This window comes from Micromonospora inaquosa (assembly GCF_003857055.1).
Taxonomy (GTDB): domain Bacteria; phylum Actinomycetota; class Actinomycetes; order Mycobacteriales; family Micromonosporaceae; genus Micromonospora; species Micromonospora inaquosa.
Map to the genome: position 1 here is coordinate 1 of NZ_QGSZ01000384.1, position 12,755 is coordinate 12,755.

At 70.6% G+C, this 12,755-nt stretch carries 10 protein-coding genes and 1 tRNA gene; 7 read left to right on the forward strand and 4 right to left on the reverse strand.

The features are described from left to right. Positions 1–18 precede the first annotated feature (18 nt). The 4 genes from DLJ59_RS34405 to DLJ59_RS34420 all read left to right on the forward strand — a co-directional run bounded on the left by DLJ59_RS34405 (position 19) and on the right by DLJ59_RS34420 (position 4,588). Positions 19–95, forward strand: a tRNA-Pro gene (locus DLJ59_RS34405). Between the two features lie 160 nt (positions 96–255). Next, a complete protein-coding gene (locus DLJ59_RS34410; protein ID WP_341869671.1) occupies positions 256–939 on the forward strand; it encodes a SigE family RNA polymerase sigma factor in 684 nt (227 codons plus the stop codon). Then, positions 936–2,384: a hypothetical protein gene (locus DLJ59_RS34415; protein ID WP_124778281.1), complete on the forward strand. Its 1,449-nt coding sequence runs from the start codon at positions 936–938 to the stop codon at positions 2,382–2,384. Before DLJ59_RS34410 ends, DLJ59_RS34415 begins: the two co-directional genes overlap by 4 nt. Before the next feature lie 191 nt (positions 2,385–2,575). Beyond that, entirely contained in the window at positions 2,576–4,588 is a 2,013-nt protein-coding gene (locus DLJ59_RS34420) for an FG-GAP-like repeat-containing protein (protein WP_158630946.1), read from the forward strand. 159 nt (positions 4,589–4,747) lie between these two features. Here DLJ59_RS34420 and DLJ59_RS34425 read toward each other — a convergent pair whose 3' ends face one another. Continuing rightward, entirely contained in the window at positions 4,748–5,221 is a 474-nt protein-coding gene (locus DLJ59_RS34425) for a hypothetical protein (protein ID WP_124778283.1), read from the reverse strand. A gap of 151 nt (positions 5,222–5,372) precedes the next feature. Between DLJ59_RS34425 and DLJ59_RS34430 the strand changes: the two genes are divergently transcribed. Beyond that, positions 5,373–6,650 carry an MFS transporter gene (locus tag DLJ59_RS34430; protein WP_124778284.1) on the forward strand — a complete coding sequence of 426 codons (1,278 nt, stop codon included), beginning with the start codon at positions 5,373–5,375 and terminating at the stop codon, positions 6,648–6,650. Positions 6,651–6,778: 128 nt separating this feature from the next. On the opposite strand, the gene DLJ59_RS34435 is transcribed toward DLJ59_RS34430, so the two are convergent. Beyond that, positions 6,779–8,485 (reverse strand): bifunctional metallophosphatase/5'-nucleotidase, encoded by a 1,707-nt coding sequence (locus DLJ59_RS34435; RefSeq protein ID WP_124778285.1) that lies wholly within the window; start codon positions 8,483–8,485, stop codon positions 6,779–6,781. Between the two features lie 278 nt (positions 8,486–8,763). Here DLJ59_RS34435 and DLJ59_RS34440 point away from each other — a divergent pair, with 278 nt between their 5' ends. Beyond that, the gene (locus DLJ59_RS34440; RefSeq protein WP_244236381.1) at positions 8,764–9,561 is read left to right on the forward strand and encodes an alpha/beta fold hydrolase; all 798 of its coding nucleotides are present in this window, start codon (positions 8,764–8,766) and stop codon (positions 9,559–9,561) included. 52 nt (positions 9,562–9,613) lie between these two features. On the opposite strand, the gene DLJ59_RS34445 is transcribed toward DLJ59_RS34440, so the two are convergent. Continuing rightward, positions 9,614–10,324: a histone deacetylase gene (locus DLJ59_RS34445; RefSeq protein ID WP_244236382.1), complete on the reverse strand. Its 711-nt coding sequence runs from the start codon at positions 10,322–10,324 to the stop codon at positions 9,614–9,616. Positions 10,325–10,335: 11 nt separating this feature from the next. Next, positions 10,336–11,115 carry a phosphodiesterase gene (locus tag DLJ59_RS34450; protein WP_124778286.1) on the reverse strand — a complete coding sequence of 260 codons (780 nt, stop codon included), beginning with the start codon at positions 11,113–11,115 and terminating at the stop codon, positions 10,336–10,338. A 214-nt stretch (positions 11,116–11,329) separates the two neighbouring features. Between DLJ59_RS34450 and DLJ59_RS34455 the strand changes: the two genes are divergently transcribed. Then, entirely contained in the window at positions 11,330–12,739 is a 1,410-nt protein-coding gene (locus tag DLJ59_RS34455) for a sensor domain-containing diguanylate cyclase (protein WP_124778287.1), read from the forward strand. The last annotated feature ends 16 nt before the right edge of the window (positions 12,740–12,755 follow it).

Genomic DNA, 12,755 nt, shown 5'->3' on the forward strand with positions numbered 1-12,755 from the left:
CTATTTGTCGGCACGCCTCGGGGTGTGGCGCAGCTTGGTAGCGCGCTTCGTTCGGGACGAAGAGGTCGTCGGTTCGAATCCGGCCACCCCGACCAGAGGTAAGAGGGCACATCCGATCCATGGATGTGCCCTCTGGTGCTTCCTGGGTGACCAACTGAGTGACCACCTCAGCAGCCGGCGCGAAGATGCGATTCCATGACCGCCGCGCCTTGCCGGTCGGCGTAGCTCTCCGCCACCGTGTCGTAGGACGCCCGGGTGTTGGCGGGCCGGCCGTCAGCGCTCGTCCGGGGCACGTTGAACCCGCTCGCCGCCCCCTTCAACCTTTTGACCCTCGACGGAGTCGTGACAGGTAACCAATCGAGGCGGGGGCTTATGGCAGCTGACGACGAGCATTTCCGAGAGTTCGTCGACACGCGCTACATGGATCTCTTGCGCGTGGCGTACCACCTCACCGGCTCGGCGCAGGATGCAGAGGATCTGGTGCAGACGGCGCTGGTGAAGGTGATGCGTCGGTGGAGGCGGGTCGAAGATCCGATGGCCTACCTGCGGCGCATCATGATCAATCAGCACATCAGCAGTTGGCGCCGTCACCGGGTGCACGAGTTGGTGACGGCGATTCTGCCGGACCGGCCCACCCGGGACATGACAGATGTGGTGGCGGAGCGGCACGCCCTCTACGCGGCGATGAGGGCGCTGACGCCCCGCACCCGGGCCGTGGTCGTGCTGCGGTACGTGGTCGATCTGCCGGAGGCGGAGGTCGCAGCCACCCTGAACTGCTCAGTCGGGTCAGTCAAGAGCCGCGCGTCGAGGGGTCTGGCTCGACTACGTCTGGCACTGGCACCGGACGCGTCGCCGTCGGCACCGTTGCCGACATCGGCTTCAGTGGCAGCTCATCCAGCACCGACCGGGACGACGAGGATGACGGGGGCAACGCCATGAGGGTCGACGAGGAGCTGGGCCGGGCCCTGGCCGAACTGAGCAGCACGCTGACCCCGCAGCCGGATCCGTACGGTCGGGTCAGGGCGCGATATCGACGGACGCGGCAGCGACGCCTCGGCGGGCTGGCCCTGGCCCTCGTGGTCTCCGTGGGTGGCACAGCCTTCGCCATGGCCGGCCCGGCCCGGACGCAGCCACCACCAGCGAACTCGAACGAGTCCATCGCACCCGTACTGGCCTGGTCGGACAAACTGCTTCAGTCACCGCCACGCGGCGCCGTCGCCCGGGACACCGGCTATGTCCGCCAGCTTTCCGATGTCCTGTTGGACGCCCAGCGCCGGGGAGACTTTCCCAACCTGACGGTGCCGGTGAACGCGGTGAAGGTCCTCTTCGTCGACGACGTCAACGACCAACGGATCGCGCTCGCCGCCTTCGTCCGCGACCGGCCTGATCCGGCCACCGGCTGGCCCAGCGCCGCACTGTGGCTCGTCGCCGAGAAAGGCGCCAGCGCCGAGAAGCTCGCCAGCACCGGCTCTGTTCGAGGCACGAGCGAGGGCTTGGAGCCCTACGAGAGCCTTGCCGTGGACGACCCGTCCGGTCCGGGGAAGGCGATACACGTGGCGATCGCACCCGCCGGCTGCGCCTTCCTCGCGTCACCGGTGCTCAACGGCAACGCGTTCCAGTGGGCCTCGGAGCCGACCGGGTCCTACCTGATCCGCACGCCGCAGACCCAGCGACCCGAGTGGTGGCGGGTCGACTGCGGCAAGGTGACGCGCAAGATAACTCCCGGGCCGGGCTCGCTGGCACCCAAGCCGATCACCGACGCCCAGCTCGCGACCGCGATGTCCCGTGTACGGGGGAATGTCAAGGCGCAGCGTGCCCGAGAGCTGGTCTATCAGTGGGCCCAGTCGGCGGGCTACCGACTGACCGCACTTCCGAGCGTGGTGTGGGGCGGGCACGTTACTGGCGTCCCGACCGGCGGATCGCCGAGCGCCGACGGGCCGTCGGTGGCGGACGGTCAGGTGACGGTCCTGGCTGCTCCCGCAGTCGATGGCAGTTGGGTCGGCGAGGTGACGATCGAGCCCGATCAACCAAGGTCCGACGGCGTGATCAGCACCGGCACCTCCTTCACCGTCACGACGGATCCGACCGATCCCGCAAGCGTGCTGGCCGTGCCGATCGACGGTGACGCGGTCGGTGGCGAGGGTCAGCAGTTCCTGCTCGTGGTGACGCCGTCTGCCGCCACGACGGTGCGCGCCCTCCTGGACGGGCGGGAGGTGGCGAGGGCTCCGGCCAGCGGCTCCGGGGCGGTGTTGACAGTGCCCCGACCGACTGCGGGCCTCGTCGTGCAGGCGCTCGACGCCTCCGGCAGGACCCTCGCCAGCGCACAAGTGTCTGACGAGGGTGCGCAAGGGACACCCGAGACGGACACCTGGAACCTGGATTGACGGCGAGGAAGTGGCCCGGTCCGAACGACCGGGCCACTTCCGGGTACGCCGTCAGTCCGACAGTCACGTCGAGCGAGGCCGGCCGTGACGTTCCCGCGGGCGTCGACGCTGTGCCAAGGGCTGCCTGTGACAAGCCCTCGGGGGATCTGGAGATGTGTATGTTGTCGCAACTGCGAAGACTGAATCGTGGCGTGCTGGCCTTACTGACGGCCCTGCTCGTGTTGGTGGCGTCCAGCACACCGGCGTTCGCGGCCGCCCTGCCACCACCGACTTCGGTCGACGCGAAATTGGTGTCCGAGACCCAGGTCGAGGTGAGCTGGCAGGCGGTGGCAGGCGCCAGCGGCTACGAAGTGCGGCGTGGGACCGCGTCGGGTGGCCCGTACACGATGTTGGGAACCGCCACCGGGACGTCGTACGTCGACGAAACCGTCGCCGCCGAGACCACGTACTACTACGTGGTGCGGTCCCGATCCGGCAAGCGGACGTCGGGCGACTCGTCCGAGGTGTCGGTGCAGACCTCGCTTCCGAAGCCCGTCAACGTACGGGCGACCGCGGCGGAGACGAGCATGACCCTGCGCTGGAAGGCCGTGGCCGGCACCGCGCGCTACGAGATCGTCCGCCTGAGTAACGCGGTCCCGGTGGAGACGGTGGTCGGCACCACGACGTCGACCGAGTACGTGGACACCGGCCTCACGGTCGCCACCCGCTACGTCTACTGGATCCGGGCGGTCGCCACGGGCGGTGCCACGGCCACGTCCGATGCCGTACGGGTCTACACCGGACCTGCCACCACGACAACGGTCACGGTGTCACCGGGTTCGGTGGAGCAGGGACAGCGGATCCTGCTCGTCGCGAACGTGCGGTACGCCGACGGCCGGATTCCCAGCGGCGAGGTGGCGTTCATGTCCACGGCCGGAGCGGTCGCGTTCGCCACTGTCAACGGCACCGACGGCACGGCGATCGCCATGGTCAACGGCACTGGATGGACTCCGACCCCGGTCTACGCCCAGTTCCAGGGCTCCGACTGGCAACCTGCCGGTGCGAGCGTGTCCGGCGATGCCGTGCCCGTGGTCACCCAGCCCTACGGCTCAGTGGCCTTCAACGGCCCCTCGTGGCTGAAGCTCGGCTCCTGGGAGGAAGCGGTCGCCGCCGGTGACCTGACCGGCGACGGCCTCTCCGACGTGGTGATCACGACGACCGAGTACTCCGACGACGCCAACGACCATTCCGCTTTCCTGTTCGTGCAGGAGGCGGACAACCAGCTCGTGATGAAGCAGCAGGTGGCGATGTCGACCTCCACCGGCGGCAGTATGTATCCGGTGATCGGCGACCTGGATGGTGACGGCGCGGACGAACTGGTCGTCGCCACGGGCGACGGGGTCGACGTGTTCCGCCGTACCGGATCGGGGCTCTCGACGGCCGAGCACCTGTCGTTCGCCGACGACCTCATCGACCTCAGGCTCCGCGACCTCGATGGTGACGGCCGGACGGACATCGTCGCGGTGAGCGACAACGGCGTTCTCGTGCGGTACGGCGACGACAGCGGTAGCTTCGCGCCCGCGGTTCTCGTCTCTCCGCACCGCGGCTTTGTCCTTGACGTGGTCGACATGACCGGCGACGGCCGGCCGGACCTGGTGGTGCAGCTCGGGCAGCTGATCCAGATCAGCGCCCAGGCGGAGCCCCGGTCGTTCGCCGACCCCGTGGGGTATCAGGCGCCCGCCGGATACCTGCAGACTGTCGCTTCCATGGCCGTCGGCGACGTGACGGGCGACGGCAGGAGGGACGTCGTCGTCACCGTGTCCGGCAACGCGCCGAACGCCCAGGTTCAGGTGCTCACCCACGACAGCGGCGGTGTGCTCGGACGATGGATCCGCTACCCGGTCTACGAGATGCCGGACGCCGTCGCGATCGCGGACGTCAACAACGACGGTCGGGACGACGTCGCCGTCACTCACGGCGGTTGGAGCGCGGCGAGCGTCCTTCTTCAGCGGCCGGACGGCTGGCTGGGCAACGAGTTCCGGGTCTCCCAGTTGCCGCCCGCCAGCTCCTTCACCCCGCGTGGCCTCGCGGTGGCCGACATCAACAACGATGGCCTCAAGGACCTGCTCATGGCCAACTACAACTACGGGCTGGTGGTCGTACCGCAACGCCCCGCGGCGACGTCAGCGGCGGCGTCACCGAAGGTCCAGGTAGGCCGGCCCTGAGCGACGTTGGCGGCAGGCCCGCGCCTGGGCGGCCCGGCCGGGTGGGCGGCGGTGCCTGGAACCAGGAGTGAGCATGAGGAAGGGGCCCGGTCCGAACGACCGGGCCCCTTCCGGGTACGCAGGGAGTTCGGCGCCTTCCCAATGGCGCTCGTGCGCCGGTCAGTCCTGCCGTTCGGTGCGTTCGATCTCCGCGAACGCGGCGGTCAGGTAGTCGCCCAGCGGCACGCTGGTCGCCGCCAAGAGGTCGGCCACCAGTAGCGGGGCGTGCCGGGCCACCGCCTCCGCGTCCGGCGGTGACTCGTCGCCGTCGGGGTCGTACACCCCGAGCGCTCCGGCCAGCAGGACGAGCACCACGTGCGGGTCGACATCCGAACGCCACCGCGTCGACTCCTGCACGCAGCGGGTCAACACCTGGCGGATGTCGTCGCCGGTCAACCCGTCCGGGTGGCTCTCCTCCAGCAGCAACCGGACCACCGCGCCGAGCACCAGGCCGGAACGTTCGTCGGCGGCGAGACCGCCGACCGCCTCGTCGTACGCCTGGCCGTCGCGTGCCTGGGCAGCGGCGACGGCCGTCGTGGCGGTCACCGCGATGGCGCGGGCGGTAGCGGGCAGATGTCGCCAGGTGCCGGTCATCGGGTCAGCATCGCAGACCCGGCGGACAACGCCGGACCGCCGTCAAGCCGGGTGGATCATCGTGGGATTGGTCATCCGACGGCCCGCGGCCAGCGGGGTGGCGTCCAAAAGGGTTCGCGCGGTGTCGCACCCGACGAACAGAATGCCGGACATGCTGCGTCGCGCCCTACCCCGCCGTTTCGAAGCTCGCCGACTCCTGATCGGCACGCTGTTGTCGGCGATCGGGCGCGGCCTGACTCTGCCGTTCCTGTTCATCTACTTCACCGACGTACGCGGACTCACCGACACCCGGGCGGGTTTGGTGATCGGCTGGTACGGCGCGGTCACCCTGGCACTGTCACCGTTGGGCGGGACGCTCATCGACCGATTCGGCGCCCGCCGGGTGGTGGTGCCCTGCCTGCTGATCGAGGCGATCGGCACCGGCTCGCTGGCGCTGGTGAACTCGACAGGTTCGGCCCTGCTGGTGATGACGGTGATCGCCGTCGGCAGCTCGGCGATCTGGTCCGGGCAGAACACCATCCTCGCCTCGTTGACCGGCGACGACGAACGGCAACGCGTCTTCGGGCTGAACTTCGCCCTGCTCAACCTCGGTATCGGCGTTGGTGGCATGACGTCCGGCGCGATCGTCGACACCGCCCGGCCGGGCACGTTCCAGATCATCTACGTACTCGACGCGGTCAGTTACCTGATGCCGGCGCTGATCCTGCTGACCCTGCCGGGCATCGGCCATCGACTCGTCCACCCCGGGACCGGCGACGAACCGTCCTCCGGTGGCTATCTGACAGTGCTCCGCGACCGCCCGTTCCGCCGACTAGTGATCTTCGGTCTCATCCTCACCACCTGCGGGTACGCCCAGATCGAGGTGGGCTTCGCCGCGTACGCGGTGCGGGTCGTCGAGGTGACGCCCCAGGTGGTCGCCTGGGCGCTCGCGGCCAACACGGTGATGATCGTGCTCGCCCAACTCCTGGTGATCCGCCGGATCGAGGGGCGTAGCCGCACCGGTGCACTCGCCGTGGTCGGGGCGGTGTTCGCCGCCGCGTGGTTGGTCCTCGGTGCCGGCGGCCTGGTCAGCGCCGAGAACGCCGTCTTTGCCGCACTGTGTGTGGTGGCCTGCTCGGCGATCTTCGGCTTCGGCGAGACGATGCTGTCGCCGGTGATGCCGGCGCTGACGAACGCGCTGGCCACCGACGAGCTGCGCGGCCGATACAACGCGGTGAGTTCAATGATCTTCGGGATCAGCGGGGTGATCGGACCGGTGACCGCCGGCCCGCTCCTCGGTGCCGCCAACGGCAAGGTCTGGGTGGCGACAGTGGTCGGCGGCTGCCTGGTCGCCTCGTTGGTAGCGCTCTCCCTACGCCGACTGCTCAGCGCCGAACAGGACGGGCGCGCGACGACCACCCCGGCGTCTGCCACCCCGGTTCCGGCCTGACCCCGGCCCCACGCCGCCCGGCCCGGCGCAGTGGCAGGCCGTGTGACAGCGCCGAGACTGCATGTCGTGGCGGCGGGTCGGGCCCCGGAGCTGATGCTCCGGGGCCCGACGTGGCGCGGGGTCGACCGTCAGGCGGCGGGGACCTCGGCAGTGGTGCGGATCCGGTCCAGCGTCGGCGCGGAGACCGGCGACTCGGCGGTCAGGTAGTCCACGAACGCGTCCAGGTCGATCTGGCCGGTGACCAGGTTCGTTCCGCCGGTGAGGGCGCTGAACCCGTCACCGCCGCCGGCCAGGAAGTTGTTCACCGTCACTCGGTAGGTGGCGGCGGTGTCGACGGCGGTGCCGCCGAGGGTGAGGCTGCCCCGGACCACGCGGGTGCCGGCGCACGGGTCGGCCACCGTGCCGGTGGTGCCGTTCGGGTCGACCACGTAACCCACGGTGGACGACGGGTACAGCGTCCGGCCGGTGACGAACTGCTGTTCCAGGACGCAGTAGAGCTGCGCGCCGGTCAGGTCGAGGGTCACCAGGTTGTTGGCGAACGGCTGCACCGTGAACGCCTCCTCGTAGGTGACCGGGCCGGCGTCGAGGTCGGCCCGGACGCCGCCCGGGTTCATGAAGGCGGCGACCGCGTTCTGCTCGTCGTCGGTGGCGGCGAGCTGCGCGTCGGCGATCAGGTTGCCCAGTGGCGATTCACCGAGACTCGTACCGAAGAGGGTTTCCTGGCTCCTGGTGATCGCCTGGCTGGTCACGCCGACCTGGCGGTCGGCGACCGGGCCGAGCACCGTCTTGTACCGGTCGATCAGCGCGGTCTGCTTCGGGTCCTTGGCGACGTCCCGGGTGACCACCACGTTGTTCGCGGCGGCGGAGATGACGTCGCCGGACCGACGGTCGATCTTGAGATCGATGTCAGTGACCAGGCGGCCGAACGAGCTGGCGCTGGTCACCAGCTTGCCGTTGATGTCGCAGTTGTACGCCTGGTGGGTGTGCCCACTGACCACCACGTCGATCGACGGGTCCATCCGGTTGGTGATGTCCACGATGGGGCCGGTCATGCCGACGCAGTCGTTGATGCCACCGGTCGCCGCCTGCGTGCCGCCCTCGTGCAGCAGCACCACGATCGTCTCCACGCCCTTGCGGCGCAGCTCGCGGGCGTACCGGTTGGCGGTGTCCGCCTCGTCGGCGAAGCTGAGGCCGGCGACGCCCTGCTGGCTGACGATCTGCGGGGTGCCCTCCAGGGTCATCCCGATGAAGCCGACCTTGACGCCCTGCACCTTGTGAATGGCGTACGGCGCCATCAGCGGCTTGCCGGTCGCGGTCTTGAAGGCGTTCGCGGAGAGGTACTTGAAGCCGGCGCCCCGGTACGGGGTGCCGTCGGCGCAGCCGTCGACCGGGTGGCAGCCGCCGTTCTGGATCCGCAGCAGCTCGGCGGCGCCCTCGTCGAACTCGTGGTTGCCGACGCTGGCGTAGTCCAGGCCGGCCATGGTGAGCGCTTCGATGGTCGGCTCGTCGTGGAACGCGGCGGAGAGCAGCGGGGACGCGCCGATCAGGTCACCGGCGGCGACCGTGATGGTGTTCTTCTTCTTGGCGGCGGCGCGCAGCTCGGCCAGGTGCGTCGCCAGGTATTCGACACCGCCCGCGGTCTGCCCGGCGATGGTGCCGCTGGAACCGCTCGGTGGTTCGAGGTTGCCGTGGAAGTCGTTGAGGGCCAGCAGGGTGACGTCGACCGGCTTCGGCCGTGCGTCGGCTCGCTCAGGGCTGGTGGCGAACGCGCCGAACGCGGCCACCGCAAGCACGGTCAGACCGACAGCGGCCCGCCGCATCCTGGTTATCGACATGGATCTCCTTGTGAGAATCGGCGCGTGCGGTGCCCGGCCTCTGGGTCGACCGGGCCGCCGGCCCGCGCCGTCGAAAGGGTCGCGATTGGCGGCGGTTGGGGTTGGCCGCCCGCCCCGACAGCCTCTCATCCGGACGCCGCCCGGTCGACCCAGGCAGCACATCAGAGCTGCGGGTACGCGCCTACCTCGGATCGACCGCCGTTCGGTGGGTCTGCCAGACAGTGTCTTATCGAGGGTCTAGAAAGGACGGGACGGTCAGCGCGGACGGAGGCGGCATCGTGAGCGGAACGACACCGGTGGTCGAGCAGGTGAGATCGGCGGACGGCACGCCCATCGCGTTCGAACGGGCCGGGACCGGTCCTGCGATGGTCCTGGTGGGCGGCGCGTTCAACGACCGCAACACGACCCGCGCACTGGGTGCGGCGTTGGCACCGGATTTCACCGTTTTCGGCTACGACCGCAGGGGCCGGGGCCAGAGCGGCGACACCCTGCCATACGAGATCGGTCGCGAGATCGATGATCTGGCCGCGGTGATCGCGGCGGCAGGTGGTTCCGCCGCTGTCTACGGGGTCTCCTCGGGGGCGGTCCTGGCCGCCCTGGCCGCCGCGCAGGGTCTGCCGGTGACCGGGTTGGTCCTGTTCGAGCCGCCGTTTCAGGTGGGCTCGCACGTGGGCGTCCGGAAGGACATCACCGCGCAGCTCATCGAGCTGATCGCCGCCGACGACCGCGACGGCGCGGTGGAGACCTTCCTCAGCGTCTCGGTCGGGCTGCCGGCCGAGGCGATCGCCGGGATGCGGGCGCAACCGGTGTGGGGCGCACTGACCGCCATCGCGCACACGTTGCCGTACGACGCCATCGTGACCGCGGGAGGGCGCCTGCCGGCTGACCGGCTGACTGCGATCACCGCTCCGACCCTCGCTGTGGACAGCACCGGCAGTCCCCAGTGGTTGCGGGATGGGAGCCGGGCCGCTGCCGAAGCGGTCCCTGGCGGCCGGTCCATCAGCCTCGACGGGGGCTACCACGAGGTGCCGCCTGCGACGCTCGCCCCCGCGCTGCGCGAGTTCCTGCTCAGCTGACGACCACACCGGCGCACGGCCCGCCAGCCCGGTCCGGCGCGCGACGCAGGGGTCAACCGAGGGACCGGCCTGACGTCGACGGTGAGCCGTCGGGAGGTGCCTCGCTGACCAGCGCCTCGTCAACCAGCACTTCGTCGACCAGCGCCGTGACGGCGTCCGGCGACCAGGCGTCCGCCACGCCGGGCCGGCCTGCCAGATAGCTCGCGATCCGCTCGGGCGGCCAGCCGTGCGACTCCCGCAGGCCACGGGCGATCATGCCGAGGTAGGTCGGCGCGGGTGACCGACACCGCACGCCGGCCGCCCCCTCGGGTGCGGTGAAGGTGAGCATCGGGACGCCGCTGCGGCTGCCGGGGCAGACCAGTGTCTCGTACCGTCCGGGGCCGAGCGTCGCCCGACCGTTGGCGACGGCGGCGTCGATGGCCGCGCCGGTCGCCGGGATGAGGTCGGTGGTGTCATCCACTGGGCGGTACATCTCCTGTGCCGCGATGTCGGTGAACTGCTCCAGGGTGACCAGGTAGGCGCGTGCGGCGGCCTCGCCCGGCAGGTGCGGGTCGTAGAAGGCCATTCCGCCGGTCCAGGCACCGGACTCACCAGCGAAGTAGATGCCGCCGGGCAGCGACACTGGCACCGACCGGCTCGGTGGGCGCCGGTCCCGGCAGCCCGGGTACGTCCGCTTTCCGCCGGGCGGGCAGCCGCCCCCGATGTACCACGCCAGCCGGGCTGCGTGCATGTTCGAGCCGTACGCGACGTACCAGACTTCCATGAGGGGTGCCGTCAGAAGCCGCACGTCTGGCCGGCGGAGTGGCTCACCTGCACGGTGTGTGTCACGCAGCCACCCGCCTCGACCAGGTGCAGCAGGAAGGCGGTCGGCTCGTCCACCCAACCGATCTGCTCATCGGCGCTCATGGTCAGCGTGCTCTGCCTCCAGGTGCTGGGTGCCACGGTGAGCACCGTGCCCGCGTACGCCGTGGTGACCGGGCGGTGCAGGTGGCCGGCGGCCACCCGGACGACGTGCCGGTGCCGGCCGATCACCTCGGCGAGCGCGTCACCGTCGCCGAGCCGGATGGAGTCGGCCGCGGGGATACCGACAGCTGCCGGCGGATGGTGCAGGCAGACCACGGCGGGCACCTCGGGTCGTCCGGCCAGCACCCCGTCGAGCCAGCCGAGCTGCTCCTCGCCGAGTTGGCCGCCGTCGCTGCCGGTGACGAGCGAGTCGAGCACCACGACAGTCGCCGCCTTGTGGTCAACGTGGTAGTAGGCGGAGAATCCGCCGCCGAGCCACGGCGTGCCCCCGAAGGCGTCGAGCAGCGACTCCCGGTCGTCGTGGTTGCCGGGAACGAGGTGCACCGGCAGCGAGAACCGGGCGATCAGCTCGCGCAGAGCCGCGTACTCCTCGGGTCGCCCGTGGTCGACCAGGTCACCGGTGATCACCACGCAGTCCGGTCGGGGCCGCAACGCGAGCACCCGGCCGAGCGCACGGTGCAGCCCCGCGGCCGGTGCGGCGGCGAGCAGGCCGGTGGTCAGGTGCGGGTCACTGAGCTGGGCGATGATCATGGGTCGCTCCTCCGCGCCGGGACCTCCACGCTATCGCCGGTCACCGGTTCGCGTTGCCCGCGTCCGGGACCCACAGCCCGAAGCCCACAGGCTGCGTCCACAGCCTGTGGATAGAACATGTGTACGACCTCGATCGACTCCGCGCAGCCGGAAGTACGCTTGATCGCGCGGCTCGGCGACGCCGGGCTCCTCCCCTACCTGGAACGACGTGCGAGTGGATCATCAGCGAGTCATCCGTGACGTCACCGTCCGCCTGCCGATGGCGTCGAGCACGCCGGAGGCCTGTCGGTGGACGGTCAGCGCACTGTCCCGCCACACCCGGGCGACCATCTCCGTGCTGCTCGCGGTCCACGACCGCCTGCGCTGCGTCGCGGCGACCGGGGCCTGGCAGGTCTTCGCGACCGTGCCGGCGCAGACCGGCATCGTCGGCAGGGTGTACGACACCGGCGTTCCCGCCGTCGTCCCGGACGTCACCGCCGACCCGGACTACCTACCGATACGCCCGGACGTGACCGCCGAGCTGTGCGTACCGGTGCTGGATCCGACGGGCCGTGCGATCGGCGTCCTCGACCTGCAGTGGAGTGAGCCGATCGACCTGGATCCGTGGCGGAAGACCACTCAACAGCTTGCCGACCAACTGGGCGCGCGGATCGCCGTCCTCGGTGGCCCACCGGCGGAGAGCCGCAGCGAGAAGCTGCTCCGGCACGCTGCCGCCCTCTCCACCGCACCTACCGAGGCGGACGTACTGGGCGTGGCGGCCTGCGCCGCGCGCGAGGTCTCCGGTCTCTCCACCGCCGTGCTGCTGATCGCGGGGCAGCTCGGCGCACCCCCGGCGGCCCCGAGCGACCTGGAGACCCGGATCCGCGCCGAGCTGACCGAATCGGGTCCGGCCGCACTGGTCCGGATGGTCGACCGGGCACACCGGTACGGCGCGGGGTACACGCTGGGCGAGGCGGGGCACCCTCCGACCGAGGATTATCGGCCGCTGACCCGGGCGGGGGTGCGCACGCTGGTCGCCGTTCCGGTCGGGCCGCCGGATGCCGGCGGGGTGCTGCTGGTCGCCGACGAACGGGCACTGCGCCCGGACCCGACCACGGTCAGCCTGATGGAACTGCTCGCCGGGCAGGCCTGGACGAGCCTGGACCGGCTGCGCACCCTGGCCCGGCTGCGCGAGCAGGCCAGCTCCGACCCGCTGACCGGGTTGCGGCACACCGGCCCGTTCGGGCAGCGGATCGCGGCGGCCACCCCCGGGCGTACGGCCCTGCTGGCGATCGACGTGGACGGCTTCAAGACCGTCAACGACACGTACGGCCACCAGGCCGGCGACCGGGTGCTGGTCGGGTTGGCCCGGGCGCTGGAGGGAGCGCTGCGGCACGGCGACGAGTTGTACCGGATCGGCGGCGACGAGTTCGTCGCGGTGATCGAGGTGAGCCGCCCGGAGGAGGCGGTCCGGATCGCCGAGCGGCTGACCGAGGCGGCCCGTCGGATCGGCCGCACGATCAGCGTGGGTGTCGCACTACCCCGCCCCGGCGAAACCCCCGAACGCACCCTGAGAAGAGCCGACCAGGCCCTCTACGCGGTAAAACGCCAAGGCCGAGACGGCGTCCACCTCTCCGCCGCCTAACCCCTACCCCTACCCC